The organism is Ruegeria profundi (assembly GCF_020171505.1).
Classification (GTDB): Bacteria; Pseudomonadota; Alphaproteobacteria; order Rhodobacterales; family Rhodobacteraceae; genus Ruegeria; species Ruegeria profundi.
Map to the genome: position 1 here is coordinate 594891 of NZ_JAIUZS010000003.1, position 26371 is coordinate 621261.

Sequence of the window (26371 nt, forward strand, 5' to 3'; positions counted from 1 at the left end):
GTGCGTTCAATCCCAAGCGGATCACCGGTCAATACACCGGAGAGGATCAATGGCATCTACTCAGACACCCCTGTTGGACCGCGTTGCCGGTCCGTCTGATCTGCGCATCTTAAGCGATGCGGAACTGACCCTGATTGCAGATGAACTGCGCAATGAGGTGATCGACATTGTATCGGAAACAGGTGGTCATCTGGGGTCGTCACTGGGCGTGGTCGAACTGACCGTCGCCCTGCACGCGGTTTTCAATACGCCGATGGACAAGCTGATCTGGGATGTGGGGCACCAGTGTTATCCGCACAAGGTGCTGACGGGGCGGCGCGACCGGATGCGGACGTTGCGGCAGAAAGGCGGTCTTAGCGGATTCACCAAACGGTCCGAGTCTGCCTTTGATCCGTTTGGCGCGGCGCATAGCTCAACCTCGATCAGCGCAGCATTGGGTTTCGCCGTCGGCCGCGACTTGGGAATGCCGACCGGGGATGCGATTGCGGTGATCGGTGATGGCTCAATCAGTGCTGGCATGGCTTACGAGGCGCTGAACAATGCGGGCGACGAAGGCCGTCGTCTGTTTGTCATCCTGAATGATAACGAGATGAGCATTGCCCCGCCTGTTGGTGCGATGTCGACCTATCTGTCGCGGCTCTGCGCGCCGGATCCGCTGGCACGGATGCACTCCCTGACCGAAGGGTTCGAGGCCGCAATGCCGCCGCCCGTTCGTGCAGGTATGCGCCGCGCTCGGCAATTGGTATCGGGCCTGCCCGGAACAGGAACGCTGTTCGAAGAATTGGGGTTTGACTATATCGGTCCGATCGATGGCCACGATCTGGGGCAGCTCTTGCCGGTGCTACGCGCGGCGCGGGCCCGCGCCACAGGACCGGTGCTGATCCACTGCGTGACCGTAAAAGGCAAAGGCTACGCGCCAGCGGAAAAAAGTGCCGACAAGTATCACGGTGTGTCCAAGTTCGATGTCTCGACCGGAGCGATGAACAAGGCCAAGTCCAACGCACCCAGCTATACCTCTGTCTTTGGTGAGACATTGACAGACGAAGCCAGCCGCGATCCGTCCATCGTTGCAGTAACAGCCGCGATGCCGGCCGGAACCGGCGTTGAAACCATGGCAGACCGGTTTCCCGGCCGCGTGTTCGACGTTGGCATAGCCGAGCAACATGCGGTGACATTTGCGGCTGGTATGGCGGCGAGCGGCTTAAAACCCGTCTGCGCCATTTACTCGACATTCCTGCAACGCGGGTATGATCAGGTCGTGCATGATGTGGCCTTACAAGGCTTGCCAGTAAGATTCGCCATCGACCGTGCCGGTTTGGTCGGTGCGGATGGCGCGACCCACGCAGGCGCGTTTGATCTGGCTTATCTGTGCAGCCTGCCCGGGTTTGTCGTCATGGCCCCTTCTGATGAGGCCGAGCTGCGCCATATGGTTACCACGTCGCTGGCCCATGACGCAGGCCCTTCAGCCGTGCGCTTTCCCCGTGGTGCCGGGGTAGGGGCAGAGCTGCCCGAACGTGGCGACATATTGCCCATTGGCAAAGGGCGGATCATTCGCGAAGGCGAAGAAGTTGCGATCCTCTCCCTTGGGGCGCATTTGAGTGAATGTGTGGTTGCAGCCGATCTTTTGGCCGAACAAGGTTTCAACCCCACGATTGCAGATGCAAGATTTGCCAAGCCGATTGACACGGACCTGCTTGCAGACCTCGCCGCCTCTCACAGCGCTATCGTTACTGTTGAGCAAGGCGCGCAAGGGGGGTTTGGGGCCCACGTTCTGTCACATCTGGCGAACGCCGGCGCGCTGGATCGTGGATTGAGAATCCGCACGATGACATTGCCTGATCGATTTATCGAGCAGGCCGCGCCAAGTGAAATGTACGAAGATGCCGGTATGACAGCTCAAGATATCAAAGAGGTCGTTCGCGCGCTTTACGCACGCGAGACCAAAATCTTGTCATTTCCGGCTGTGGGTTAGCTCTGAGGTCCAACCGAGGCCAGATACGCCCAGATATTTGCGACTTCGTCTTCTTTCCGAAGCTTGAAGGTCATTTTCCCGCGCGCGCTTGTGTCGTCGAGGTATACTTTCAGAAACTTTGATGGATCCGCAACATAGGTCGCAAAGTCGGCCTCTTCCCAGACCAACCCGGCTTCACCCGCAGAAACCATTGCATCTGAATAGTTGAACCCTTCGTAGGTGCCGGCTGTCCGGCCTACCACTCCGTACAGATTGGGTCCGGTCTTACCGCCTTTTACGATTTCTTCACCGGCGTCATCGACAATGACGTGGCAGGCTTTGCATTTGTTGAAGTTCTTTGCGCCTTCTTCCGCATCGCCTTCGGCAAAGGCGGGGACGGCCACAAAGGCAAAGGCGACCGCTGCTGATAGAATACTTTTCATATGCATACCTCCTGAGAAATCTAAATTTAGCGCGCGTGTTCCAATGTCAAATCGTCACACAGTATATTCAAGCGACCGCGTGGGCCAAGGCACACTGCTTCCACAATATCATCAGCGCCTCGACCAATCGATCGATATCTGCATCGCTGTGCAGGGGTGACGGCGTAAAGCGCAGCCGCTCGGTACCCTTGGGAACAGTTGGATAGTTGATTGGCTGAACGTAGATACCGTAGTCACGCATCAAAATATCCGACAGCATCCGGCATTTGACCGGGTCTTTGATCATCACCGGAATGATGTGGCTTGGGTTGTCCATGTGCGGGATGCCATAAGCATCAAGTTTGTCCCGCAAACGCTGCACCTGCCGCCTTTGCGCGTTGCGCTCAGCGTCGCTGGTTTTGAGGTGCTGAATACTTGCCGTAGCCGCCGCCGCGACGGCTGGGGGCAGAGCAGTTGTGAAGATAAATCCGCTGGAAAAGCTGCGCAGGAAGTCGCACAGGGCGGCAGACCCCGTGACATATCCGCCAATGCAGCCATAGGCCTTGCCCAGTGTACCCTCAATCAGGGTAATGCGATCTGCCAGGCCTTCGCGTTCGCTGATACCACCACCGCGAGGCCCGTACAGACCAACGGCATGCACCTCGTCCAAATAGGTCAGGGCACCGTGTTTTTCGGCCACTTCGACGATTTCTTTCATCGGGCAGACATCGCCGTCCATGGAATATACTGACTCAAAGGCCACGATCTTGGTACTGTTGACAGGGAGGGCCGCCAGCTTGCGATCAAGGTCTTCGGGGTCGTTGTGTTTCCAGATGATCTTCTTGGCCCGCGAATGGCGGATGCCTTCGATCATTGAGGCGTGATTCAGCTCATCGCTCAGAATAACCGCATCGGGTAAACGGCTGCCGAGGGTCGACAGCGATGCCCAGTTGGACACATAGCCCGAGGTAAAGACCAAAGCGGCCTCTTTGCCGTGCAGATCGGCCAATTCTTCCTCAAGCCGCACGTGATGGTGGTTCGTGCCCGAGATATTGCGGGTGCCGCCAGCGCCCACACCGCAGGAGTCGATGACCTCTTTCATCACTTGCCGGACTTTCGGGTTCTGACCCATGCCAAGATAGTCGTTTGAACACCAAACCGTCACCTTGTCAGGGCTGTCTTCAACATGGGATTTCGCGATCGGGAACGCACCGCAGAGCCGTTCAAGCTCGGCAAATATCCTGTAATTGCCTTCCTCCTTCAGCTTATCAAGCTGTGCGTTGAACATCTTATCAAATTCCATGACGTCCCTCCCTTTCGGTATTCATGGCCAGTGGCTTCGGGTCCGGCAGCATCCAACGCCAGAGTTTGGCGTCGGGCAGCGGCAGAACCAGCAACCAGTGTTCCAACAGGGCCAGCGCTGTGAGGCTGGCCAACAATATTTTTGCGGTCTTCTGCGGATCGGTCGCCGCATGTCCGGCCTGCGCCATGAACAGCGCGACGGCGATTGACAAGAGCGACACGGATATCGGGAAAACCCAATTCATCCGGGCAATGCGGAAATGACTGGGCAGGTGCGACAGGTGGTCGGGCAGAAATTCCGTATTGAACTTCGGCACACCGAAAAACAGGTTCAGCTTGGCCGAGATGCGGGCCGCGAAGAGGATGCCGAAACACCAAGCGCCAGCGGTGTTGGGCTGGTTCCAACTAATTGCGGCAAGCGCGATGGTGATTAGAACCAGCAGCATCTCGTGATAGGCGATCGTCCCCCAGGCGCGGATGAACCTTTCCCAGAACGGCGCATCGGTCGGGCAGGGGTAGGCGTTGGGGCCGGTAATCATGCCGCACAGAAAGGCCAATTCGATCCAGCCCCAAATCAACAGGGCGCTGATGAAGCCCAAATAGACCGCCATCGTGTCCCCGTTGGCCAGAGATACCCAAAATCCAGCCAACCCGGCGAACAGAGCGGGCAATGACCACAGCGCGGCGCGGCTGCGTCCGCCCGCACTGCGGCGCACCACCCACAGGATCGCCCCGGTGGAAAACCACCAGAGGAAAAGCGCAGCAGGCGCGGCGATCCAGGGTGCGAGAGTCATCAGTAGCAAGGCTCCAATCTTGTCTGGGCCGGAACCTCATGTTTTTTGGCTGGGATGAAGTACAACGCGGCAAAAGCACGGGCAGCCCTGACAGAGCCCCAAACCTGCGCGGCTTTGCCTGCAATACCGCCGCGCTCCTTGGCTGCGGCGATATCCACATTGGCCCGGTGCAGCGCGCGGCAGTTCTTGAGCCAGCGTGGATCATCAATGTCCAGCGTGATCGGGAAAATCTGCTTGCTGAGTTCGCTCGTCTTTTCAAACACCGCATGCGCATACCAGTCGGGATCGACGCCCAAGGCCTTGTGGAAGGCGGGGCGCTGATGGTCGCGCACGAACATGGTAGCGTAGACAGCGGTCAGGAAGAATTTGATCCACAGCACGTTCACGCCCGAGGTTAACTTGGGGTCGGTCTTCATCAGAAGGGCAAAGGCCTCACCGTGGCTGAACTCATCATTGCACCACTCTTCGAACCATTTGAAGATCGGATGGAACCGATGCTCGGGATTGGCCTGAAGATGCCGGAAAATGGTGATATAGCGGGCATAGCCGATCTTTTCCGACAGGTAAGTTGCGTAATAGATGAACTTGGGCCGGAAATAGGTATATTTCTTCTTCTGCGTCAGGAAGCCCAGATTCACACGCAGCCCGGCTTCGCGCAGTGCGTCGTTGATGAAACCCGCGTGGCGCGCCTCATCCCGAGCCATGAGCTGGAACAACTGGGTGATGTCCTTGTTATTTCCGCGCCGCTTCATCTCTTTGTAAAGGACACAGCCCGAGAATTCGGCGGTACAGGACGAGATTAGGAAATCGATAAACTCTTTCTTGAGCTGCGGCTCCATGCCGTCCCAGTCGATCTGGTCCCAGTCTTCGTTCTTTTTGAAGTGCCCCTTGTTCGGGTCTGAAACCATCTGCGCAATCAACTTGTCCCAGTCCTCGCGAACAGAAGACACATCAATCGCGTCCAGCTCATCGAAATCCGTGGTGTAAAAGCGCGGCGTCAGCAGGGTGTTCTGCATCGCCGTCTCGGTCGCCATTTCGTTGTTATAGATGGCGTCCTGTTCGGCTGCGATAGCCAGACCTTCTTCGACCGAGGTCGCGTCAGCGGTGTGCTTGGCTTGAATGTTCATAGCGACACCTCCTCAGAGAACGAGAATTCGCACAGCTCCATCACCTCGAAATCGCCGGTCAGGCGGGTCCAGAGGCGTTCCAACAGACTGGCGCGGATGATCGTGGCCTCGCGCTGTTCGATGACGATTTCACCGAAAGGAGCCATGATTTCAGGGCCTTTCACCTTTACCTCGTCGCCGGGATAGATCACGGCACCGTTGTCGAACCTGACATGGGCGTGCAGGCTCTCGAATTTGTGGCTCACCTCGACTGTGCAGGGCGCGCGTTCAATGTCTTTCGTCAAAAGTCCCATGTTTGGCTTCCTTTCAAGGTTTATCCAGAAGTCTGGCGAAACGTCTGGCGTTGTCGGCACCAAACCCCATGAGGTCGGCGCTCCATCCCGTTGAGGGATCGGTGATATCGAGACGGCCATTGGCACGGCGCGTCACGATGACGGGGGTATTCGCAGGCTGGTCTGCCTGCATTCGCGTGCGATCAATCACCCGGGCGACCCCAGCGACAAAGCCGCCTTCGGTGGCGCTGAGCCGGGCAATCACCGCGCCTTCGGGCGACAGGACGGTGACCGCCCCGCTGACGCCATCGCTGACCAAAATCATCGCACGTTCTTGTGTGATTTCTGCGGCGGGTGGCGAGGCCGACAGCGGCACATCCGTAAGGCGCGCATAGGCGACGATGGCGAGGACGGCGCAAACCAACAGTCCCATTGCCCGCAGCAGGACGCGCGGGATCAACTCTCGGTCCTGGTTCTGGGTCTGGTGCAGGGTGTCGGTCATTTTGTGCCTCCTATTCCGCGGCGATCGGTTTCAGATCGCGTTCAACGCGGGGAATACTGACGCGGGCTTCCGCGGCATCTGCAAGGATGCGCGCGACATTCGCCGCATCGGGAATACAGCGTAGGGCGGGTTGGGTGTGGAAATGCCACGGGCGCACATGCGGCCAGCACAATAGGTAGCTGAACCGGACCGGACCCTGCAGAGTTAAGGCAATCGTCCCGGTGCCGTCTTTGCGCAGATCCAGATCGGCGCTGTCGATCTTGGTATAAGGCAGGTTCAGCGTCATGGTCAGCGCCGCCCCGATACGCATGGCGACGCGGCGATTGGTCAGCGTGTACATTGTGCTACGCGCCTGAATCACCGCAAAGACGACCAGCAAAGCACAGGTCACCGCCCCAAGGATCACAAAGGGCAGGGACGCGGCGATGGCCAGATCCAGCGGCATCAGGTCAACGACCGATACAAACCGCCAGATGGTCAGAACCGCGAAATATCCAGCCACCCACAAAACGCTGACCGAGGATTTGGCAAGTGCCCACCAATGAGGGCGACCTTGCCACAGGATCACCTCACCCTCGGGCGGGCGTTCCGGCAGGCCCGGAACTGGTTCAACTGCAAAATCGTCATGCGGCATGGGTTTGCTCCTGACTTCAGATCTGCGGCTCTTGCCGGGCTTCGCTGGCATAAAGCGTGCCACCGGCGTAGTAGGCGCTGATTTTTTCTTCTTCGAGCATGGTCAACTGTTTGGGATCAGCGATCTGGGGCACGTCTTTGACATGCTCGGCAAAGATCGAGCGCACCTTGACCCGGTTTGACTGGATGCGCGTCATCGTCAACGGAACCAACCGGGTGCCGCCGCCGTATTCAGCGTCCAGCTCATATTCGAGATAGCGGACCAATTGCTCAGGCACGTCGATCCACATATCCGTCACGGTGCCCACCGGCTTGTTGTCGCCGGTCACGACAGGCTTGCCGCGCGGATCGCGACCTGCAGCGTGCGAGAACGCCTCAAGCCCGCGCATAGGTTGCAGCTTCAGATGACCGTGTCCGTCCAGTTCCGGAATGTCGCGGCGCGGCGCCCAGGATGCTGGCCCAACACCATCGAGCATCGGATTGCCAGTGGGTTCGAACGGATACCCTCCGGCGGCGTTGGTGCGTTCCAGTGCAAGGTCATCGCGGTCACCGCGTTGCCCGCTGGGAACGGTTACTTCACCTCGCCCGTGCGGCAGTTTGAACGTTTTGTCGTCGGGGACCGAGAATAACCCCTGATTGGGGGCTTCCTCGCCGTCATCATCAACCAGTGGAAAGCCTTCACGCATGTTTTCCCGCTGGATGTAAAAGATCAGCAGGGCGAAAAAGACCCAAAACAGCCAGATCGACAGGCTGGCGAGGTCAAAATTTCCGAAGAAGGTCTGGGTCATTCCGGGATCCTTTCGGTTTGAGGAATACGCATCATGTTGGAAACTCCGGCAATCCGGATGGCGCGGCAGCCCGGCGTTTGCGGGTTGCCAGTGGGCCAAGTACGATCAGCGTGATGAAAAGAAGTGCGATTTCCGCGTGGTAGACAAACGAATAACCCGTGGCGGCCGAGTCCAGCGCGGTGCCCAAGTTACCCTTCAAGGCTTGCACATTGACTATGTCGCGCAGCGCTCCGCCCAAAGCGATGGCTAGGCCCGACGCGGTTGCTTGTGCGGCCCCCCATGCGCCAAGGGCCAGGCCGCGCCCGGCAAAGCCCTGTTCGGGCAGCGACATGGTTGAGATCAGGGTGCAGACGGCAAAGATGCCGCCGCCAAAGCCAATCAGCCCAGCACCAGTGAAGAACAGCATCGGAGCTTGCATCGGGGCCGAGAAAATCACCGCGCTGAAGGCAACGATGCCAACAAGAATGCCACCGCAGGATAGACGGATCGGATCGCGCCCAAGCCCAAGCAGCCGCGCCGACAAGCCATATCCAGCCAGTGCTCCGGTTGCCCACATGGCCGTCAAAACGGTTGTGGATGAAACCGAAAGGCCAAGGATTTCGCCGCCGTAAGGTTCCAGCAGCACATCCTGCATGTTGAATGCCATGGTGCCCAGGAAGACGACGGCCAAAAGCCGTCCGGCCTGACCTCCGCTCAGCAAATCGGACCATGCGTCGCTGAACCGGGGGCGGGGGGCTGCGCGTTCTTCGGCGCTCATCGGGCGGACTTTTTCCTGCCGCCAAAGGGCGATCAGGTTCAGCACCATGCCAACAACTGCCGCGCCCTGAACCACGCGGATCAGGCGCAGGTCTGAGAAATCGCGCAGCAGCCAGCCGACGATCAACGCCGATGCGCCCATGCCAATCAGGAACATGACATAGAGCAGAGCAACAACCTTGGGCCGCGTCTCGGGTGTTGCGCGGTCGCAGGCCAATGCCAACCCAGCGGTTTGCGTCATGTGGATGCCAAGACCCGCCATCAGGAAGGAAATCGCCGCCAGTGCCTCACCCGCGAAGGGTACATGCAGCGTAGAGTGGCCGCCCAGAACCAGCAGGGCAAAGGGCATGACGGCCAGCCCACCCATCTGCCAGATCGAGCCGAACCACAGATAGGGAATACGCTTCCATCCGATTGCACTGCGATGGGTGTCACTGCGGAAGCCCAGAAGCGCGCGGAAGGGTGCGATCAGGACCGGCAGGGCGATCATGATGGCAACGACCGTGGCGGCGACGCCAAGCTCGACAATCATCACGCGGTTCAGCGTGCCCAGCAGCATGACCGAGGCCATCCCGACCGACACCTGAAACAGCGACAGCCGCAGCAACTGCCCCAAAGGCAAATCCGCGCTTGCGGCATCGGCAAAGGGCAGGAACTCGGCCGGTATGCGGGTGAAGGGCGAGGGGCGCTGGCTCATGAGGCGACCTCCAACGCGTGAGAGATGTAGAAACCGCAATTGACGCGCCCCAGATCGCGGACTTTACCGGCACCATCCAGCTTGCGCTTTAACGTCGCTGTGTTGTGCGGCACCATGGTCGGCGAGCGATCGCTTTTGGGGAAGACCTTGCCCGCGTACCACATGGCTGCCAGCAGCGGCGTGCGCGGAGCGATGGTGAAGCGCACGGCCGCGCCGTGATCGACGAACCGGTCAACCGCTCTGCGGATATGGTCGGCGTCGTAGTAAATCAGACTATCCATAGCAAAGACATGATCGAACGGGCCGCTGGGTTCGTGCAGCATGTCACCTGCGTGGAAATCCACCTTCGCTTGCAATGGTGCTGGCAAACGCGCACGGGCGATATTGATCAGGGCTGGCGAAATGTCGATTGCTACAACCTCGGCGCCGCGCGCGGCCAAAACCTCGGTCAACTGACCTGTGCCGCAGCCCGCATCCAGAATGCGACGGCCGGTCAAGTCCTGCGGAAGCGCGCTCAACAGGCGATCTCGCATCTGGTCGCGGCCTTCGCGCACGGTTTGACGAATTTTCGACACCGGCGCATCGCTGGTCAGCCGCTCCCACGTGCGGGTGGCGGTGCGGTCGAAATAGGTTTCGACCCGTGCGCGTGTCGCCTCATAAGTCATTAGTCAAACCCCAGCAATTCAAAGATCACCCGGTCTGGCAGAGGCTCAGGGGCCAAGGCTTCGGTCCCGTTCCAAAGGGTTTCGGCCAGTCGGACATATTCGGCGCGGCAGCGGACGATATCTTCGTCATCATCCATCTCGAATAGGGTCTTTTTCTTTAGGCGCGAGCGGCGGATGGCGTCGACATCGGGCATATGTGCGATGCGCTTAAAACCGACCTGATCGCAGAAGCGATCCACCTCATCCGTGTCCCGGCTGCGATTGGCAACGCACCCGGCCAGACGAACCTTGTAATTGGCCGATTTTGCCTGAACGGCGGCGATGATCCGGTTCATCGCATAGATCGAGTCAAAGTCGTTTGCGGTGACGATCACAGCCCGGTCAGCATGTTGAAGCGGCGCGGCAAACCCGCCGCAGACAACATCGCCCAAGACGTCAAAGATCACCACATCAGTATCGTCCAGCATGTGATGCTGTTTAAGCAATTTCACGGTCTGGCCCACGACATAGCCACCGCAGCCGGTACCAGCCGGAGGGCCGCCAGCCTCGACACATTGCACGCCGCCCCAGCCTTCAAACACGAAGTCTTCGGGGCGCAGTTCCTCGGGGTGGAAATCAACCTCTTTCAGAATGTCGATGACCGTCGGCACCAGTGATCCGGTCAGGGTGAAAGTGCTGTCATGTTTCGGGTCACAACCGATCTGCAGCACCCGCTTGCCCAGGGTGGAAAACGCCGCCGACAGGTTGGAACTGGTGGTGGATTTCCCGATCCCGCCCTTGCCATAGACCGAGAACACCTTGGCCCCTTCGATCCGTGCGGTCGGGTCCTGATGCACCTGAACCGAGCCTTCTCCATCAAGGCCAGTCAGGTTCGGAAGGTTCTTATCCAGTGGGCTCATGATGTAATCCTCATTCCGCAGCAATCCCTTCCATCCGGTCTTCCAGGGCGTCGGCTGCACGTTGCAATGCGCCCAGTGTTTCGGCATCGGGCTGCCAATAGGCGCGGTCGTTGGCCTCAAGCAGGCGGTTTGCCATACGGCTTGACGCGACCGGGTTCAGGTCGGCCAGCCTGTTGCGCATGGTTTCGTCCAATACGAAGGTTTCCGAAATGCGCTGATACACCCAGGGTTCGACCTGACCGGTCGTGGCTGACCAGCCCAGTGTGTTGGTCACATGCGCTTCGATCTGGCGCACACCTTCGGCACCATGTTTCAGCAGGCCTTCGTAAAACTTCGGGTTCAGCGAGCGTGACCGAGTTTCCAGTGCCACCTGATCAGCCAGCGTCCGCACCTTGCCGTCGCCGCGTGTCTGGTCACTGATGTAAACAGCAACATCTGAACCCCGCGCCCGGCGAACGGCGCGGGAAATGCCGCCAAGCGTGTCGAAGTAATGGTCAACAGTGGTAACGCCAAGCTCGACGGATTCGAGGTTTTGATAAGCAACTTCGACATCTTTCATCGTCTGTTGCAGCAGATCGGTGTTTTTGTGGGCCTTGCCTTTCGTATCATAGGCAAACCCCTTGCGGGCCTCGTATGCGTCGGCCAGCTCGTCCTCATCCACAAAGGCCAGACTGTCGACCAGTTGATTGACGTTCGAACCATAGGCGCCTTCGGCATTCGAGAAGACGCGCAGGGATCCCTCTTCCAACGACACATTCATGCGCTCGGCGTAAGCCAATGAGTGCGCGCGGATGAAGTTCTGTTCCAGTGGTTCATCGGCCTGCGCGGCCTTCAGCGCGGCCTCGGCCAGCAGGCGCGTTTGCAGGGGCAACAGATCGCGGAAAATACCCGAAAGCGTCATTACCACGTCAATCCGCGGGCGGCCCAATTCAGGCAGAGGGATCAGGTCCGCGCCGCACAGACGCCCAAAGCTGTCAAACCGGGGTTTCGCGCCCATCAGCGCCAACGCTTGCCCAATGGGGCCACCATCGGACTTGATATTGTCGCTGCCCCAAAGAACCAAAGCCACGCTTCGCGGCACTGAGGCATGGGTTTTTAACAGCAACTCAGCCTGTTTCGCGCCGTCCTGACAGGCATAGGCCGTGGGCATTCGGAACGGATCAAACGCGTGGATGTTGCGGCCTGTTGGCAGAATATCGGGATTGCGCAGCAGATCACCGCCGGGAACGGGGGTCGTGTACCGGCCATCCAAAGCCCGCATCAAGGCGGGCAGTTCGGTTTCGCGCGACAGTGCCGCATCCATTTCCGCGCGATCAACCGCATCCAGATCGGGCAACAGGTCCAAGTAATCTGACCGCTCCTGATCGGTCATGGTCTGGCCGACCACGTGCAGACCTTCGGGGATCAGTGCGCCTTCGGTGTCCAATAGCGTGTGCCACAGGGCAGCCGGGTCTGTCCCATCCATGTCAACGGCCTCGGCCTGATCGGCGATCAGCATCTCAAGATCGGCCCGCTCCGTCGCATCAGAGGGCAGAGTGCGCCAACGGTTCAGGCTGTCCTTCAGTTCGGCCAAGCCTTTGTACAATCCCGCGCTTGAGAGCGGTGGCGTCAGATGGCTGACCGTTACGGCGCATGAGCGACGTTTGGCCAGCGAAGCCTCGGACGGATTGTTCGCGGCATAGAGGTAGATGTTCGGTAGGTCCCCGATCAGACGATCGGGCCAGTCCGCACCGCTGAGGCCCGTTTGCTTTCCGGGCATGAATTCCAGCGCGCCGTGCATTCCGAAATGCAGCACTGCGTCTGCACCAAAACTGTTGCGCATCCACAGGTAAAACTGTGCAAAGGCGTGGGTCGGGGCAAAGCCATGCTCGAACAGCAGGCGCATCGGGTCGCCCTCATAGCCGAAACCCGGTTGCAGGCCGACAAAGATATTGCCGAACTGACGGCCAAGCACAAAGACATCCCGCCCGTCGGTCTGAACCCGTCCGGGGGCAGGGCCCCAGCTGGCCTCGATCTCTTCCAGCCATGGTGTGTCACGCACGATATCGTCGGCACTAATCCTGGCGGCAACGTTGGCCTCTTGCCCGTAAACTTCGGCGCTGCCACCCAGAACGGCTTCGCGCAACTCGTCGACGGTTTCAGGCGGGTCAAGGTCGTATCCTTCGGCCTTCAGCGCCTGCATCGTATTCAGCAAAGAGGCGAAGACGTCCAGATATGCGGCCGTTCCTGCAGCGCCCGCGTTGGGCGGAAAACCGAACAGGACAATGGCCAGTTTGCGGTCTTGCGGGCGCGACTTACGCAGCGATGCCAACCTGTCCAGACGGGCCGCCAGCATGTCAACACGTTCCGGGCATGGGGCCATGGCTTTGCCGCCCTGCGATCCATCGTTGCAAACGCCGTGGCGACCAGCAAACACGGTGGGGCAGGTTGCCCCGTCCAATTCGGGCAGCGCGACCAGCATTGTGGTTTCAATGGGGCCAAGCCCCTGTTTTGACCCAGCCCATTGCTCAAGTGTCTGGAATTCAAGCGGGTGTGCCGAAACATACGGAATATCAAGCTGTTCCAGTACTCTTACGGCGCTGTCATTGTCGTTATAGGCCGGGCCACCCACCAGCGAGAATCCGGTCAGCGATAGCAGCGCATCGATTTTGCGCTCTCCATTCGGTTGGAAAAACTGATCAATGGCTGGCCGGGCATCCAACCCACCCGCAAAAGCAGGGAGAGCTTTCAGGCCGCGCGCCTCAAGAGCACGGATCACGGCGTCGTAATGCGCGGTGTCTGAGCTGAGCACGTACGACCGCATCATCAGAACGCCAACGGCCGCGTGCGGCTTTTTGGGGCCGGGCAGATCGTCAGGGTTCGTGGTGATACGGCTCGGCAGGTCGGGGTGGTATAGCCCGGTATCGGGATAGTCGCGCGGCTCGGAGGCTTCGGCGTCTCGCCATTCGGGACGTGATGCGTATCGACCGATCAGAAAGCGGACCATCGCTTCCATGTTGTCGTCGGAACTGCCCAGCCAGTATTGCATGGTGATAAACCACGCGCGCAAATCCTGCGCTTTGCCGGGAATGAATTTCAGGATCTGCGGCAGGCGACGCAGGATCTTCATCTTGCGCTGGCCGGTATCAGACGACGGTTTGGACGATCCGCGCAGACGCCGCAATAGTTTCAGCGCGCCAGAGGTTGGCGCCGCCATGTCCAACACTCCCATCCGGGTCAGCTTGACGATCTGTGCGTCGGCGATGATGCCGATCATGGCGTCGCAACTGTCACGCCGGGCTTGCAGGCTAGGAAGGATTGCCAAAACATGTTCTTCCAGAAACAGCAGGTTGGCGATGACGATATCTGCCTGCGAAACCGCATGTTTCGCCTTGTCGAGCGCTTCAGTGTCTTCACCCCATTCCGCAGCCGCGAAGACCTGAACCTCCAGTCCCGGAAAATCACGTTGCAATGTCGAGAGGACACGCGCGCACGGACCAGCAGCGTGGCTGTCCAGCGTCACGATCGATACGCGATAGGGCCGATATGTCTGGCAGTCATCGCGCATAATGGGCTTTCGCTTCGTACAGAGTTTCGACTGAGATTTGGGAGTCGCCCCGGGCCTCGGCAAAGGCTTCGGTATTGCGACGCGCCTTGCCGCGCACGAAGAACGGAACCTTGCGCAGTTCACGTTCGGCCTCGTCCAGCCAGATGATCTGCGCGCCGACGGGGTCTGGAGCGTCGGAAACCTGCTTGGCCCCGTGTGCATGGTGCGAGGGGCCAGCGGCGTCGTTGAACTCTGGATCTTCGCGGAACATGTGCAGAAGATGTTCCTCGAGCCCCATCACAAGCGGGTGGACCCAGGTGTCAAAGATGACATTGGCGCCCTCAACCCCCATCTGAGGCGAGTACCGCGCCGGGAAATCCTGAACATGCACCGGCGCTGAAATCACTGCGCAAGGAATGCCAAGGCGCTTGCCGATATGGCGTTCCATCTGGGTGCCGAGGATCAGTTCGGGGGCGAGGTTCGAAATCCTGGCTTCAACCTCAAGATAGTCGTCGCTGATCAGCGCCTCGACGCCGATATCCTTTGCCAGCGCGCGGATCGGACGGGCCATTTCGCGATTGAAGCAACCTATGCCGACAACCTCGAACCCCATTTCCTCGCGCGCGATCCGGGTGGCGGTGGCGACATGAGTGCCATCGCCGAAGATGAACACGCGCTTTCCGGTTAAATAGGTGCTGTCAACACTGGCCGAGTACCACGGCAGGCGCAGGCGATCCGAATCGAGACGCGGTTCGCACCCGGTCAACGCAGCGACCTCTTCGACAAAATCCTTGGTGGCACCGACCCCAATCGGGATGGTGCGTGTATAGGGTTGACCCAGTGTGCGCTCCATCCAGCGGCAGGCACTTTCACCGGTTTCAGGATACATCAACGCGTTGAAATGTGCGGTACCCAGACGTGTGATGTCTGCTGGCGTTGCGCCATAGGGGGCAGTGACATTAACCTCAACACCCATGTCGTTCAGCAGAGCGGTAATTTCGGTAATGTCGTCGCGGTGCCGGAACCCAAGCGCGGTTGGCCCGATCAGGTTGCACGATACCCGAGCGCTCCGGTCTGTCGGCTTGGCAAGCGTACGCACGATCTGCAAAAAGGTCTCATCCGCCCCGAAATTCTCTTTCCGCTGATAACTGGGCAATTCCAGCGGAATCACGGGGATCGGCAGGCCAAGGGCTGCGCCCAGGCCGCCGGGATCGTCCTGTATCAATTCGGCGGTGCAAGAGGCCCCGACAATCATGGCCTGCGGTTTGAACCTTTCGTATGCAGCCTGACAGGCATCGCGAAACAGTTTGGCCGTGTCGGAGCCCAGATCACGCGCCTGGAAAGTCGTATATGTCACTGGCGGGCGGTGGTTGCGGCGCTCGATCATGGTGAACAGAAGATCTGCATAAGTATCGCCCTGCGGCGCGTGCAGGACATAGTGCAAGCCGTTCATCGCGGTGGCGACACGCATGGCCCCGACATGGGGCGGGCCTTCATATGTCCAGACTGAAAGCTTCATTCCGCCGCCACCTGCAACATCGCCCGTCGCCTGAGCGGGCGCGCAAACAGCCCGGCAAGATCGCCAGCCTGTTCGTAGAAGTGGATGGGTGAGAAGACCAGCTCGATCGCCCATTTGGTCGCCAGCCCTTCGGCCTCTAGCGGGTTGGCGAGGCCAAGACCGCAAACCGTCAGATCGGGACGCGCGGCGCGCACGCGGTCGAGTTGTTTTTCCACGTCCTGCCCTTCGGACAGGGTGGGGCAATCGGCAATTTGGGCCAGATCGCACCCGACCAGATCGCGATGCAGGTAAGGAGTGCCAACCTCTACAAGCTCCATACCGCATTCACGCGATAGAAAGCGGGCAAGTGGAACTTCTAGCTGGCTGTCGGGCAATAGAAAGACACGCTTTCCGCCCAACGGCTCGGACGCTTGCGCCACAGCCTTGTGCGCCCGAAGCCGCGCGGGCTCGGTCACGGCGTCTACATGTTCTGCAGAGATGCCGAACCGGGACGCGATGGCTTGCAACCACGCTGTTGTGCCCTGTTCGCCGAATGGGAAGGGCGCGCTTATGGGGTGGGCGCCCCGGCGGACCAAAATGTCATATGTCTCGCCCAGGAAGGGCTGTACAAAGGCAACGTGTGTGTTCGGGCCGATGCCGAATTCCTCATCGCTGGATCGGTTGGGCAAGAGCCTGACGTCCTTCACTCCAATCCTATCCAACAGGTCCAGCATCTGATCCTGCACCACGTCAGGAAGACCACCAGCAATTACCAGCCCTGCTGTGTCACTTGAGGGCGTTGCGGCCACCATCGCCGCAAGGCAGCTATCCTCGCCCTGGGTAAACGTCGTTTCGATCCCTGAACCTGTGAAGTTCAGAACTCTGATCTTTGGCGCGTAGCGGGCATTCAGGCGTTCGGCAGCCTTGGCAAGATCCAGCTTAATCACCTCGGATGGGCAGGACCCGACAAGGAACAAACGACGAATGTCAGCGCGCCTTGACAGTAGACGGTCGACCTCGCGGTCGATTTCGTCCTGTGCGTCGGACATCCCGGCCAGGTCTGTTTCCTCGAGAATCGCGGTGCCAAAGCGCGGCTCGGCAAAAATCATCACACCCGCGGCGCTTTGAAGAAGGTGGGCGCAGGTGCGGGATCCAACAACCAGAAAGAAGGTATCCGGCATCATCCGGTGCAGCCAGATAATCGAGGTTAAGCCGCAGAAAACCTCATGCTGACCACGCTCACGCAGGACCGGCGTTTGGGTGCAGCCCTTGGATATCTGGCCAGGCGTCCTCATGCGGGTACCTGCATCTGCAGCCGCGCGCGGCGCAGTTTCAAAAGAAACTGGCCAGCGTTGATAACGTACACAAGATAAGCTGCCAGCGTCAGTAGCATCAGTTGCGCCGGCGTCAGCCAACCCGTTGAAAGGGCGACCAAATACGCAGTGTGCAGCGCAATGACCAAAAAGCTGACCACGTCTTCCCAGAAGAAGGCAGGCGCCAGCAAGTACTGCCCGAAGACAACCTTTTCCCAGATCGCCCCTGTGATCATGATCAGGTACAAAACGAGAGTTTTCAGAACAATTGAAACCGTGGCGATTGCGTAGCCTTCGCCGGTCGCAAGATAGCGCACCACCAACGCAAGCGAGACGAGAAACACCGCGAATTGCAATGGCGCCAAAACGCCCTGAACGGTCGTCCAATATGTGCTGTCCCGGCGCGCCAGTTGGTCAGGAGTGTAAAGCTGGTGCGTTCCAGGCGTGTTCATGGCTGATTGCGCCACGATGGCCTCCCTGCTGAACTTCCATCTCAGCGTAGAGGGCTTAACGGGAATGTGTCAATTAAAACTTACACTTTCGAATTGACGGATTCGCGGTGCTATTTCTGGCGCCTAATTTATGGGCGGAGGTATAACTATATGTTTTAGTTACAGAAAATTTTGATACGTACCTGTTGATGACAAAGATATCCACATTATGTCTACTTTATTTGACAAATAACCCGGCTTGACCCAAACTGATATCAAGCCGTTTGAATGTGTCGATACCGATTCCAGCGGCTTTTCTTTAGCAAGGATTGGATAATCCAATGCCCCCAGTCGATCCGTTTGAAGGCAGTCGACCGCTGAATCAAAATCAACTGGAAGCATTTGCAAAGCGGGTGCTGAAATCATTGGACTCTCATCCGCAGAATCCGTCGTCTCTGAATTTAGGCTCGATAACGGATTGGCTCTATGCGCACGTCATTTCCCCGGTTCCGTTCTCGTTTGAAGAAACACTTTGTTTTCTGGAGGAAACCGGTGTGTCTTCGTCTGAAATAATCGATGTTTGCATCCCCGAAGCCGCCTGTCGCGCAGGTCAGGCATGGGTGGATGACGAAGCGAGCTTTGCCAATGTTACGTTGGCGTCCTCGCGCTTATATGCAATTTGCAAGGCTCTTTCCGAAACATGGGAGATGCGCCCGCGCCGCACTGGGCAACCCACCATTCTGGTTGTCATTGCACCGGGTGAGCAGCACATGATCGGGTCCGTTGTCGCTGCATCACAATTGCGGCGGATGGGCTGTTCGGTTCAATTGCTGGGGGGCGCTACGCCGAAAGAGGCCATCGCCTGCATCAAGCGGGGCGCGTTCGATGCGGTCCTAATTTCTTGCGCGGGAAGTCAGGCTCTTGACAATGCTGTGCATTTCATAACACGTATTCGATCAGAAATAGACCAGCCGCCACGACTGGTCATCGGCGGGGCGATAGAAAAGCAAGTGAAGTTGACTTCAGTAAGTACAGGGGCGGATTTAGTAACATCCGATTTTGAGGTCGCTCTTGCTGGTCTGACAAATGCCAGGAGTTCTACGGAACCGCTGGCGGCTCAATAAAATGACTTCCGGTAAGCCAAACCCCTGGCAGATCGCGGCATTGCCGATGATCGAGCCAGAGTTTTTGTCCGGCGTTCTGTCCGAGGCATCTGACATCGCGTTGATTGTGGATCCGGAAGGCGTGGTCAAGGCCGCCTTGGTCAATGAAACCGGATCTCCGTATGGCAGCCTGGATCATTGGATCGGCAAAAAGCTTACAAATTTTCTGACCGAAGAGTGTATTCCCAAACTAGACCGCATACTTGAGCGAAGCTCGCGGGATGAAAAAGTTCAGCGTGTCGAGCTGAACCATCGCGACAAAGTGGTGTGGCAATATCCTGTTCGGTATTCGATCCATCCGGTCGGCCACAGCGAGCGGGCCATTTTGATGTTGGGGCGCGATCTGCGGCAAGTCGCTGAAACTCAACAACAATTGGTTCAGGCCCAATTCGCGCTTGAGCAGGGATATGAAGAGCGGCGCGAGTATGATGCGCGTTACCGCATGTTGATGTCAGTCGCGCGCGAGGCGTTTGTTCTGGTGTCTGTCGCGGATGGTCGGATTCGGGATTTGAACGATGCTGCCGCGCATATTTTGGGTGCGGCAAAGGACCAGTTGCAGGGACAGCCCTTTGCAAATGAGTTCAAGGATCGCGGGCGCGCCGAGTTTGTTCAGAACATTCTGGCCCTCGCATTGTCCGAAGTGGATGCCGAGGTCACCATACAAACCAAACGTACCCGCAACGAGGTCACGATCACACCAATCAGCTTTCGCGCTGGCGGAGCGCGTATGCTGATCTGTCGGTTAGAGGCCGGCACATCCGAAGAACATGCCAGCGACAAGCTTTCGGATAATTTGGTGCGCCTGTTCCGCCATGGACCCGAGGCGATTGTGTTTACCGACAGTAACGGGGTCGTTCAGTCGGCGAATGATGCGTTTATGAGGCTGGTGGACTTTGCGCATCATGTTGACGTGCGCGGGACAAGCTTGGCCGAGTATATGTCGCGCGGCCAGATCGACCTGAATGTGATGTTGGACAACGCCATTAAGACGGGTCGAATGTCCGCTTATTCGACCAAGTTCTGCAATGATGTTGGGGTGTGGACGGCTGCCGAAGTTTCGGTGTCCTATCTGAATAAACGCTCCACTCCGACGGTGGCCTTTGTGATCCGCGACGCGACGCGGTCCGAGGCAATGCGTACGCCTGCGCAGGGAAGTTCAAACATGGCGGGCGAGGATGTTGTGGATCTGGTTGGATCGGCCCATCTGAAAGACATCGTATCCCAGACAACAGATGTTATTGAACGTATCTGCATCGAAACGGCAATTGAGTTAACGGGCAACAACCGTGCCGCCGCAGCCGAGATGCTGGGGCTTTCGCGTCAAAGTCTTTACGTCAAGCTGCACAAGCTTGGTATTCAGGAAAAACAGGACGGCCATTAGCCGCGTTTTTCTTGCATCGACTCAAGTTGTCAATCAAGATTGACACATGAGCGCAAATTCAAATTTACAAATGTCCTCGTGGCCGCAACCTCTGGCTGCCCTTGAGTTGATCAAGCCAATTACATGGTTTCCACCGATGTGGGCGTTCCTGTGCGGAGTTGTATCCTCGGGCGGTGCGCTGACTGGAAACGTGGGACTGATTGCGTTGGGATTGATCCTCGCGGGACCAATTGTCTGTGGGATGAGCCAGGCTGCGAATGACTGGTGCGACCGCCATGTTGACAAGATAAACGAACCGCATCGCCCAATTCCATCGGGCCGCATCCCCGGATTGTGGGGTGCGTGGATCGCCATCGCAATGAGCGTGCTGGCCTTGGCCGTTGGCTGGCAGTTGGGTCCGTGGGGATTTGGCGCCACCGTCTTCGGTGTTCTGGCGGCTTGGGCCTATTCAGCCGAGCCTGTGCGATTGAAAAGATCAGGCTGGTGGGGGCCGGGACTTGTGGCGTTGTGTTATGAGGGCCTGCCTTGGTTTACAGGCGCGGCCATCCTGTCCGCTGGGGCACCGTCGCTTCAGGTTGTCGGTATCGCTGCTCTTTACGCGTTTGGGGCACATGGGATCATGACCTTGAATGATTTCAAAGCCTTGGAGGGGGATCGTCAGCTGGGAATTAATTCGCTACCGGTCACGTTGGGCCCGGATCGCGCTGCACGTTTGGCCTGTGTGGTGATGATTGTCCCGCAGATTGCGGTCATTGCGTTGCTGTTCTTGTGGGGAAAACCAGTCTTTGCAGTGGCCATATTCGCGGCGTTGATTGGGCAGGTCTTGGCCATGCGGGTTCTCTTGCAAGCCCCAAAGGCGCGTGCCCCGTGGTATAATGGAACGGGCGTTTCCCTATATGTCAGTGGTATGATGATCGCAGCCTTTGGCCTGCGTGGATTGGAGGCCGCACTATGACCCGCGGCAAAAACCTCTCGTGGATTGGAATTGTGCGTCTGGGTCTGGTGCAGATGTGTTTGGGCAGTATCGTTGTTCTGACCACCTCGACGCTGAACCGGTTGATGGTAGTAGAGCTGGCTTTACCTGCAATTCTACCGGGCCTGTTGGTGGGGCTGCACTACGGCATCCAGATCTCTCGCCCTCATTGGGGCGTCTTGTCGGATGCAACCGGTCGGCGGACCCCTTGGATTGTCCGAGGAATGGCCATTCTCGCGCTTGGCGCTTTGGGTGCGGCTTTTGGTATCCCATTGTTTAATCAAAGCTTTTGGGCTGCATTGACACTGTCCATCCTGTCCTACACGGCTATTGGGCTGGGTGTAGGTGCATCCGGCACGTCGCTGCTGGCCTTATTGGCCACAACAACAGAACCGCGTCGCCGCGCAGCGGCCGCGACGATCACATGGCTGATGATGATCGCCGGTATCGCGATCACCGCGGCCTCGGTTGGTGCGATGCTTGATCCGTATAGCCCAAGGCGGCTGTTGATCATCGTGGGCCTGGTCGGGGCAGGTGCTGTGGTGCTGACCTCTCTTGCCGTCTGGCGTGTTGAGGTCGGAGTCTCCGCCCAGCCATCGGCCGCAAAACCCCGTTTCCGCGCAGCGTTGCGCGAGGTCTGGGCAAACGACGCTGCGCGGCGGTTCACTGTATTTGTGTTTCTGTCGATGACTGCTTTCTTCATGCAGGAATTGATCCTCGAACCCTATGCCGGTTTGGTCTTCGGGTTCACGCCGGGTGAGTCCACGTCGCTTTCCGGCGCGCAGAATGGCGGAGTTTTCCTGGGCATGCTGTCAGTTGGTATTGCGGTTACCGGCCTGAAAATCGGATCGCTGCGCGGATGGGTCGTGGCAGGGTGCCTAGGCTCTGCGGCTAGTTTGGGCGCGATCAGTGCAATGGGCCAGGTAGGGCCGGAAGCTCCGCTTGTACTTGCGGTGGTGGTGCTTGGGTTTTTCAACGGCATGTTTGCCGTCGCGGCGATCGGCGCAATGATGGAGCTTGCCGGTGAAAAAGCCCAAGGGCAGGAAGGGACGCGCATGGGTTTGTGGGGCGCAGCGCAAGCCATTGCCGCCGGGTTCGGAGGTTTGGTCGGCGCAGCGGCCGCTGACTTGTTCCGGTCGGTGATGCCGGATGCAACCGCATTCGGGGCCGTTCTTCTGGCCGAAGCCGCACTGTTCGTAGCCGCTGCCATTCTGGCTGCACAAGTCATTCACGAAACACGGCGCGAAACGCGTATCGTTGCGGGAGAATAGCCATGTATGATGTCGTCGTTGTCGGAGGAGGCCCCGCCGGGGCAACAGCCGCCGAGGATCTGGCAAAAGCGGGCCACAAGGTCTGTATGCTGGATCGGGACGGGCGGATCAAACCCTGCGGCGGCGCCATCCCGCCGCGCCTGATCGAGGATTACAACATCCCTGACGCGCAGCTGGTGGCCAAGATCAACACGGCGCGCATGATTTCCCCAACCGGCCGACAGGTGGATATTGCCATCGAAAACGGCTTTGTCGGCATGGTGGACCGGGAGCATTTTGACGAGTACCTGCGGGGCCGTGCGCAATCAGCCGGGGCAGACCGTTGCACGGGAACATTCCTTAGGATCGAACGGGATGAGGCTGGACCCAAGGTCATCTATCGGGATAAGCAAACACGCGAAGAACGCACACTGCCCACCCGTTTGATCATAGGGGCTGACGGCGCGCGATCAGATGTTGCACGGGCCGAGGTGCCCGGTGGCGACACCATCCCCTATGTGATCGCCTATCATGAGATCATCGAAGCGCCAGAGGCGGTGAATGCCTATGACCCAACCCGGTGCGACGTGGTCTATGACGGTGCGATCTCGCCTGATTTTTACGGCTGGGTGTTTCCGCACGGTCGGACCGCCAGCGTTGGTATGGGCACCGGCATCAACGGGTTCGATCTGAAAAAGGCCACCAAAGATTTGCGCTTCGCGTCTGGTTTGGGAGAGTGTCGTACAATCCGTCACGAAGGCGCGCCGATCCCTCTCAAGCCGTTGGAGCGGTGGGACAATGGGCGCGATGTTGTTCTGGCTGGGGACGCGGCAGGCGTTGTCGCCCCGAGCTCGGGCGAAGGTATCTACTATGCCATGGTCGGCGGTACGGTCGCGGCCACGGCAGCACAGGCCTGTTTGGCCTCGGGTAAGGCTGCTGACCTGAAACTTGCGCGGCGGTTGTTCCTGAAAGAGCATAAGACGGTCTTTCGCGTGCTGGCATCGATGCAGAATGCCTATTACCGCTCGGACGATCGACGTGAGAGGTTTGTCTCGCTGTGTCATGACATTGATGTGCAGCGTCTGACGTTCGAGGCTTATATGAACAAGAAACTTGTCAAGGCGCGGCCGATGGCGCATCTGCGTATCGGATTGAAAAATCTGGCGCATCTGACCGGTCTGGTCAGAGCGGAATACGTATGACCATGATGATCCCTGCCTGGGTCGACGGCACGTTAAAACCCGTCGAAAAGCTGAAGGTGCATCAACTTGGCCTACGCCACAAAGCAGTATCCGTCTTTGTCTTGCGCGGTCCAAATCTGTTGCTGCAGCAGCGAGCCGCAGGCAAATATCACACGCCGGGTTTGTGGGCGAATACCTGTTGTACGCATCCACAATGGGGAGAAGACCCCAAAACCTGCGCTATCCGGCGTCTGAGCGAAGAGATGGGGATCACGGGCCTTTCGGCTGAGTATTCGACAGCGCTTGAATACCGTGCCGACGTGGGGCAGGGGCTGATCGAACATGAGGTTGTTGATGTTTTCCGCGCTGAGGCCGCTGTGGACACAACAATCTGCCCAAACCCAGAGGAGGTCTCAGCCCATCGCTGGGTCCACCTAAACGACTTGAGTGCAGAGATTGCGCACGAACCGGAGAAGTTCACTCCGTGGTTGAGAATCTATTTGGACCACCACGCGTCGGCAATTCTGGGGCCGGCACTGATGGCTGGCCTGTCTCCATGAAACAATCTTTGGTTATTCGGATTTTGGGTTGTACAGCATCCGCCGCCGGCCCGAGATGACCGAGGTTTTCCAAAGTTTGTCCACCAACAATCCAAAACGGCAAAATGCGGTGAGACATAAAGCGTATCCCGGACAAAGCTGCGCGTTTGGTGCGGTGCTTGGTCAATAGGGGTCAATACAGCCCGCGCGAGATCGGCTTGCGATTTGCATTGGCGTTTGGGTCCATGTCAGGTAGCAGAAACCTGGAATGGTTGCGCAGGATCTTGAGGCCCATATTCGGCTGGTCACGGATAACTGGGTTTCCGTTTCGACTTTTGCAGGTACATGCTCAACGTCGGCCATGATCATTAGGGCATTTCGCGCGGCCCCGAAGGGCGCGAAAGATGTGCGACTGACAACAATACCCCTCCCTGTTTCTTGGGCATCTTGGCATAGACCGCCTCGACGTCCTTCGGGATACGCGCCGCGCGGTCAAATAGCGCAAATTGAGTTGCCTCAGTTTTCTCCGTGTAAGTGACCGGTAGCGCGGTGTCGCTTGCATCCAGTCCACAATAGCCAAATCCAGCCGAAAAGACCGAACTACAACTGCTGATAAGAACAAGGGAATGCTCGCCGTGGGCTTAACGACATGCCAGATTTTCGAATTATTCATCTGATCGATGCTGTCACCCTATCCAAGGTGTTGCTACTGCGCGAGCAGAGCGAAATCGCCAAACACGCGCGTCCCGTCGACAAGAGAGCTGAAGTGCTCTTTCGACCCGCGCAGGTGAGAACCGTTCAACTCAAATGGCTTAGATATTGTTTCAGCCGATGAATGCACCTTGGGACGCAGGCTTGATTTGATGCCGTGGTATGTCACTATGATAGCTGCGATGGCTTATTTTCAAAACGACACCGGGTTTCTTTCTGGCACCGATGGCGCGGACTGCTCTGCGATCATCCAGTCCTTGTCGGACAAGAACGCAGCATATCTTCGGCGGCGCAGGCTTTTGGATGGGCCTGACGCGCATGCCAAAGATTTGGTGATCGAATGCGCAGAGGACATCCGGCAAAACAATAGTCAGGCTTTTGTTGATCTGCTGCTGACGCAGGTATCGGAGAACGTGTCAGAGCAGACGATTTTCACACTACTCGTGGCCGGTTGGCTAGAACTGCAGCGGGGGCAGTGGCAGGCAACCGAAACGCTTGGGCGCGAGGTTGTCAGCCGCGATCATCACGATCTGATGGCGCAGCGGCTTATTGATGCCGCCCGCGAGACATCGCGGGATCTGGAAACGGAAGCTGACCGCTGGCTTCAGACGCGAACATGTCCCGCACCGTTTCGCGAGATGGAAACGCGGGTCAATGGTGAGGTGCATTTTTGTTGCTCGGCATGGCAACCCGTCCCAATCGGGCGCTTGGAAACTGCGGACGAGGGTGGGTTCTGGAACTCCGACCGTGCGCGTGAAATCAGGCGATCGGTCCGTGACGGCGACTTTTCACATTGCAGCCGATGGCATTGTCCACAAATCGCCGGTCGCAGGCTGCCAGCACGCACCCCGGAAACACAAGACGCAAAACTGGAGTTAGAGAAGGGTCCAGATAGGGTCATCCTGTCTCATGACCGGTCCTGTAATATTTCTTGCCCAAGTTGCCGCACCAAGCTGATCAATCTGCCGCATAAAAACACGGAACGTCTGAACAAAGTTTTTGAAGAGCGCCTTCTGCCCCTTGTCAGTAAGGCGAAGAAAATCAAAGTGACTGGTTCCGGTGATCCGTTTGGCAGCAGGCATTTCCGTCATGTCCTGGCGCAACTGACCGCAGCGGGTCAGCCTGGCCGACGCATTCAACTGCACACAAACGGTTTGCTGGCCAATGAAAGGGCATGGAACGATCTTGGTCTTTGGGGCCGCGTTTCGTCGGTTTGGGTGTCGATTGACGCCGCGGAACCCGACACCTACAGCGTGCTTCGCCGAGGTGGTGACTTTGCCACGCTCAAGAAGAACCTGCGCTTCCTCGGGGACCTGAACGCGCGTGGAGATATCGATACACTGCGCTTTGATTTCGTTGTTCAGGCCGCAAACTTCAGAGAGATGCCCGCATTTGCTGACCTCGCTCATGAAATGAACGCAGATGGGATTTACTTTCTAAGGCTGCGCAATTGGGGGCATGTTACGCCGCAGGAGTTCAAAAATCAGGATGTGTGCTCATCCGATCATCCTGAGCACGAAGACCTGTTGGCTGTCCTTTCAGACGAGCGCTTGGCGTGGAGCGGCGTGGACCTTGGCAGCTTGAACTCAATCTAGGT

Annotated in this window: 23 protein-coding genes; 8 read left to right on the plus strand and 15 right to left on the minus strand. The window is 58.2% G+C overall.

All coding sequences use genetic code 11. The features are described 5' to 3' along the window. The first annotated feature begins 49 nt into the window (after positions 1 to 49). On the plus strand, positions 50 to 1972 hold the full coding sequence (gene dxs / locus LCM21_RS08865; protein ID WP_224890280.1) for a 1-deoxy-D-xylulose-5-phosphate synthase: 1923 nt from the start codon (positions 50 to 52) through the stop codon (positions 1970 to 1972). On the opposite strand, the gene LCM21_RS08870 is transcribed toward dxs, so the two are convergent. From LCM21_RS08870 to bchF, 15 genes are all read right to left on the minus strand, one after another. Further along, positions 1969 to 2394 carry a c-type cytochrome gene (locus LCM21_RS08870; protein WP_224890281.1) on the minus strand — a complete coding sequence of 142 codons (426 nt, stop codon included), beginning with the start codon at positions 2392 to 2394 and terminating at the stop codon, positions 1969 to 1971. The two genes, dxs and LCM21_RS08870, sit on opposite strands and share 4 nt — an antisense overlap. Before the next feature lie 67 nt (positions 2395 to 2461). Beyond that, entirely contained in the window at positions 2462 to 3676 is a 1215-nt protein-coding gene (gene hemA, locus LCM21_RS08875) for a 5-aminolevulinate synthase (RefSeq protein WP_224890282.1), read from the minus strand. After that, positions 3666 to 4469: a putative photosynthetic complex assembly protein PuhE gene (gene puhE, locus LCM21_RS08880; protein WP_224890283.1), complete on the minus strand. Its 804-nt coding sequence runs from the start codon at positions 4467 to 4469 to the stop codon at positions 3666 to 3668. The genes hemA and puhE overlap by 11 nt, the downstream gene beginning before the upstream one ends. Further along, positions 4469 to 5596 carry a magnesium-protoporphyrin IX monomethyl ester (oxidative) cyclase gene (gene acsF, locus LCM21_RS08885; protein WP_224890284.1) on the minus strand — a complete coding sequence of 376 codons (1128 nt, stop codon included), beginning with the start codon at positions 5594 to 5596 and terminating at the stop codon, positions 4469 to 4471. The genes puhE and acsF overlap by 1 nt, the downstream gene beginning before the upstream one ends. Next, positions 5593 to 5889, minus strand: a complete 297-nt coding sequence (locus LCM21_RS08890) for a hypothetical protein (RefSeq protein WP_224890285.1) — start codon at positions 5887 to 5889, stop codon at positions 5593 to 5595. The genes acsF and LCM21_RS08890 overlap by 4 nt, the downstream gene beginning before the upstream one ends. 13 nt (positions 5890 to 5902) lie before the next feature. Then, entirely contained in the window at positions 5903 to 6370 is a 468-nt protein-coding gene (gene puhC / locus LCM21_RS08895) for a photosynthetic complex assembly protein PuhC (protein ID WP_224890286.1), read from the minus strand. A 10-nt stretch (positions 6371 to 6380) separates the two neighbouring features. Further along, complete coding sequence (puhB, locus tag LCM21_RS08900; RefSeq protein ID WP_068334277.1) at positions 6381 to 7004, minus strand: photosynthetic complex putative assembly protein PuhB; 624 nt, start codon at positions 7002 to 7004, stop codon at positions 6381 to 6383. A gap of 16 nt (positions 7005 to 7020) precedes the next feature. Then, positions 7021 to 7791: a photosynthetic reaction center subunit H gene (gene puhA, locus LCM21_RS08905; protein ID WP_224890287.1), complete on the minus strand. Its 771-nt coding sequence runs from the start codon at positions 7789 to 7791 to the stop codon at positions 7021 to 7023. Positions 7792 to 7822: 31 nt separating this feature from the next. Then, positions 7823 to 9244, minus strand: coding sequence for a PucC family protein (locus LCM21_RS08910; RefSeq protein WP_068334281.1), 1422 nt, complete (start codon positions 9242 to 9244; stop codon positions 7823 to 7825). After that, positions 9241 to 9909 carry a magnesium protoporphyrin IX methyltransferase gene (gene bchM / locus LCM21_RS08915; protein WP_224890288.1) on the minus strand — a complete coding sequence of 223 codons (669 nt, stop codon included), beginning with the start codon at positions 9907 to 9909 and terminating at the stop codon, positions 9241 to 9243. The genes LCM21_RS08910 and bchM overlap by 4 nt, the downstream gene beginning before the upstream one ends. Next, complete coding sequence (gene bchL / locus LCM21_RS08920) at positions 9909 to 10808, minus strand: ferredoxin:protochlorophyllide reductase (ATP-dependent) iron-sulfur ATP-binding protein (protein WP_068334285.1); 900 nt, start codon at positions 10806 to 10808, stop codon at positions 9909 to 9911. Before bchL ends, bchM begins: the two co-directional genes overlap by 1 nt. 10 nt (positions 10809 to 10818) lie before the next feature. After that, positions 10819 to 14355 (minus strand): magnesium chelatase subunit H, encoded by a 3537-nt coding sequence (locus LCM21_RS08925; RefSeq protein WP_224890289.1) that lies wholly within the window; start codon positions 14353 to 14355, stop codon positions 10819 to 10821. Further along, entirely contained in the window at positions 14345 to 15853 is a 1509-nt protein-coding gene (bchB, locus tag LCM21_RS08930) for a ferredoxin:protochlorophyllide reductase (ATP-dependent) subunit B (protein ID WP_224890290.1), read from the minus strand. The genes LCM21_RS08925 and bchB overlap by 11 nt, the downstream gene beginning before the upstream one ends. Next, positions 15850 to 17127: a ferredoxin:protochlorophyllide reductase (ATP-dependent) subunit N gene (locus tag LCM21_RS08935; protein WP_224890291.1), complete on the minus strand. Its 1278-nt coding sequence runs from the start codon at positions 17125 to 17127 to the stop codon at positions 15850 to 15852. The genes bchB and LCM21_RS08935 overlap by 4 nt, the downstream gene beginning before the upstream one ends. Beyond that, positions 17124 to 17597: a 2-vinyl bacteriochlorophyllide hydratase gene (gene bchF, locus LCM21_RS08940; protein ID WP_068334297.1), complete on the minus strand. Its 474-nt coding sequence runs from the start codon at positions 17595 to 17597 to the stop codon at positions 17124 to 17126. Before bchF ends, LCM21_RS08935 begins: the two co-directional genes overlap by 4 nt. Positions 17598 to 17917: 320 nt before the next feature. Between bchF and LCM21_RS08945 the strand changes: the two genes are divergently transcribed. The 7 genes from LCM21_RS08945 to LCM21_RS08975 all read left to right on the plus strand — a co-directional run bounded on the left by LCM21_RS08945 (position 17918) and on the right by LCM21_RS08975 (position 26369). Further along, complete coding sequence (locus tag LCM21_RS08945) at positions 17918 to 18700, plus strand: cobalamin B12-binding domain-containing protein (protein ID WP_224890292.1); 783 nt, start codon at positions 17918 to 17920, stop codon at positions 18698 to 18700. Between the two features lies 1 nt (position 18701). Then, positions 18702 to 20120 carry a transcriptional regulator PpsR gene (gene ppsR, locus LCM21_RS08950; protein WP_224890293.1) on the plus strand — a complete coding sequence of 473 codons (1419 nt, stop codon included), beginning with the start codon at positions 18702 to 18704 and terminating at the stop codon, positions 20118 to 20120. A gap of 46 nt (positions 20121 to 20166) precedes the next feature. Next, positions 20167 to 21075 (plus strand): chlorophyll synthase ChlG, encoded by a 909-nt coding sequence (gene chlG / locus LCM21_RS08955; protein WP_224890294.1) that lies wholly within the window; start codon positions 20167 to 20169, stop codon positions 21073 to 21075. Then, complete coding sequence (locus tag LCM21_RS08960; RefSeq protein ID WP_224890295.1) at positions 21072 to 22364, plus strand: BCD family MFS transporter; 1293 nt, start codon at positions 21072 to 21074, stop codon at positions 22362 to 22364. Before chlG ends, LCM21_RS08960 begins: the two co-directional genes overlap by 4 nt. 2 nt (positions 22365 to 22366) lie before the next feature. After that, positions 22367 to 23545 carry a geranylgeranyl diphosphate reductase gene (locus LCM21_RS08965; protein WP_224890296.1) on the plus strand — a complete coding sequence of 393 codons (1179 nt, stop codon included), beginning with the start codon at positions 22367 to 22369 and terminating at the stop codon, positions 23543 to 23545. Next, on the plus strand, positions 23542 to 24084 hold the full coding sequence (gene idi / locus LCM21_RS08970; RefSeq protein WP_224890297.1) for an isopentenyl-diphosphate Delta-isomerase: 543 nt from the start codon (positions 23542 to 23544) through the stop codon (positions 24082 to 24084). Before LCM21_RS08965 ends, idi begins: the two co-directional genes overlap by 4 nt. Before the next feature lie 872 nt (positions 24085 to 24956). Beyond that, a complete protein-coding gene (locus LCM21_RS08975) occupies positions 24957 to 26369 on the plus strand; it encodes a radical SAM/SPASM domain-containing protein (RefSeq protein ID WP_224890298.1) in 1413 nt (470 codons plus the stop codon). The last annotated feature ends 2 nt before the right edge of the window (positions 26370 to 26371 follow it).

Coding starts and splice junctions, on each gene's coding strand:
- bchL (WP_068334285.1), bottom strand. CDS start 10,808: ATGAGCCCACTGGATAAGAACCTTCCGAACCTGACTGGCCTTGATGGA.
- LCM21_RS08890 (WP_224890285.1), bottom strand. CDS start 5,889: ATGGGACTTTTGACGAAAGACATTGAACGCGCGCCCTGCACAGTCGAG.
- LCM21_RS08910 (WP_068334281.1), bottom strand. CDS start 9,244: ATGAGCCAGCGCCCCTCGCCCTTCACCCGCATACCGGCCGAGTTCCTG.
- hemA (WP_224890282.1), bottom strand. CDS start 3,676: ATGGAATTTGATAAGATGTTCAACGCACAGCTTGATAAGCTGAAGGAG.
- puhA (WP_224890287.1), bottom strand. CDS start 7,791: ATGACCCAGACCTTCTTCGGAAATTTTGACCTCGCCAGCCTGTCGATC.
- chlG (WP_224890294.1), top strand. CDS start 20,167: ATGAGCGCAAATTCAAATTTACAAATGTCCTCGTGGCCGCAACCTCTG.
- LCM21_RS08960 (WP_224890295.1), top strand. CDS start 21,072: ATGACCCGCGGCAAAAACCTCTCGTGGATTGGAATTGTGCGTCTGGGT.
- dxs (WP_224890280.1), top strand. CDS start 50: ATGGCATCTACTCAGACACCCCTGTTGGACCGCGTTGCCGGTCCGTCT.
- idi (WP_224890297.1), top strand. CDS start 23,542: ATGACCATGATGATCCCTGCCTGGGTCGACGGCACGTTAAAACCCGTC.
- LCM21_RS08925 (WP_224890289.1), bottom strand. CDS start 14,355: ATGCGCGATGACTGCCAGACATATCGGCCCTATCGCGTATCGATCGTG.
- LCM21_RS08945 (WP_224890292.1), top strand. CDS start 17,918: ATGCCCCCAGTCGATCCGTTTGAAGGCAGTCGACCGCTGAATCAAAAT.
- LCM21_RS08935 (WP_224890291.1), bottom strand. CDS start 17,127: ATGAGGACGCCTGGCCAGATATCCAAGGGCTGCACCCAAACGCCGGTC.
- puhC (WP_224890286.1), bottom strand. CDS start 6,370: ATGACCGACACCCTGCACCAGACCCAGAACCAGGACCGAGAGTTGATC.
- bchF (WP_068334297.1), bottom strand. CDS start 17,597: ATGAACACGCCTGGAACGCACCAGCTTTACACTCCTGACCAACTGGCG.
- puhB (WP_068334277.1), bottom strand. CDS start 7,004: ATGCCGCATGACGATTTTGCAGTTGAACCAGTTCCGGGCCTGCCGGAA.
- LCM21_RS08965 (WP_224890296.1), top strand. CDS start 22,367: ATGTATGATGTCGTCGTTGTCGGAGGAGGCCCCGCCGGGGCAACAGCC.
- bchM (WP_224890288.1), bottom strand. CDS start 9,909: ATGACTTATGAGGCGACACGCGCACGGGTCGAAACCTATTTCGACCGC.
- puhE (WP_224890283.1), bottom strand. CDS start 4,469: ATGACTCTCGCACCCTGGATCGCCGCGCCTGCTGCGCTTTTCCTCTGG.
- LCM21_RS08870 (WP_224890281.1), bottom strand. CDS start 2,394: ATGAAAAGTATTCTATCAGCAGCGGTCGCCTTTGCCTTTGTGGCCGTC.
- ppsR (WP_224890293.1), top strand. CDS start 18,702: ATGACTTCCGGTAAGCCAAACCCCTGGCAGATCGCGGCATTGCCGATG.
- bchB (WP_224890290.1), bottom strand. CDS start 15,853: ATGAAGCTTTCAGTCTGGACATATGAAGGCCCGCCCCATGTCGGGGCC.
- LCM21_RS08975 (WP_224890298.1), top strand. CDS start 24,957: ATGGCTTATTTTCAAAACGACACCGGGTTTCTTTCTGGCACCGATGGC.
- acsF (WP_224890284.1), bottom strand. CDS start 5,596: ATGAACATTCAAGCCAAGCACACCGCTGACGCGACCTCGGTCGAAGAA.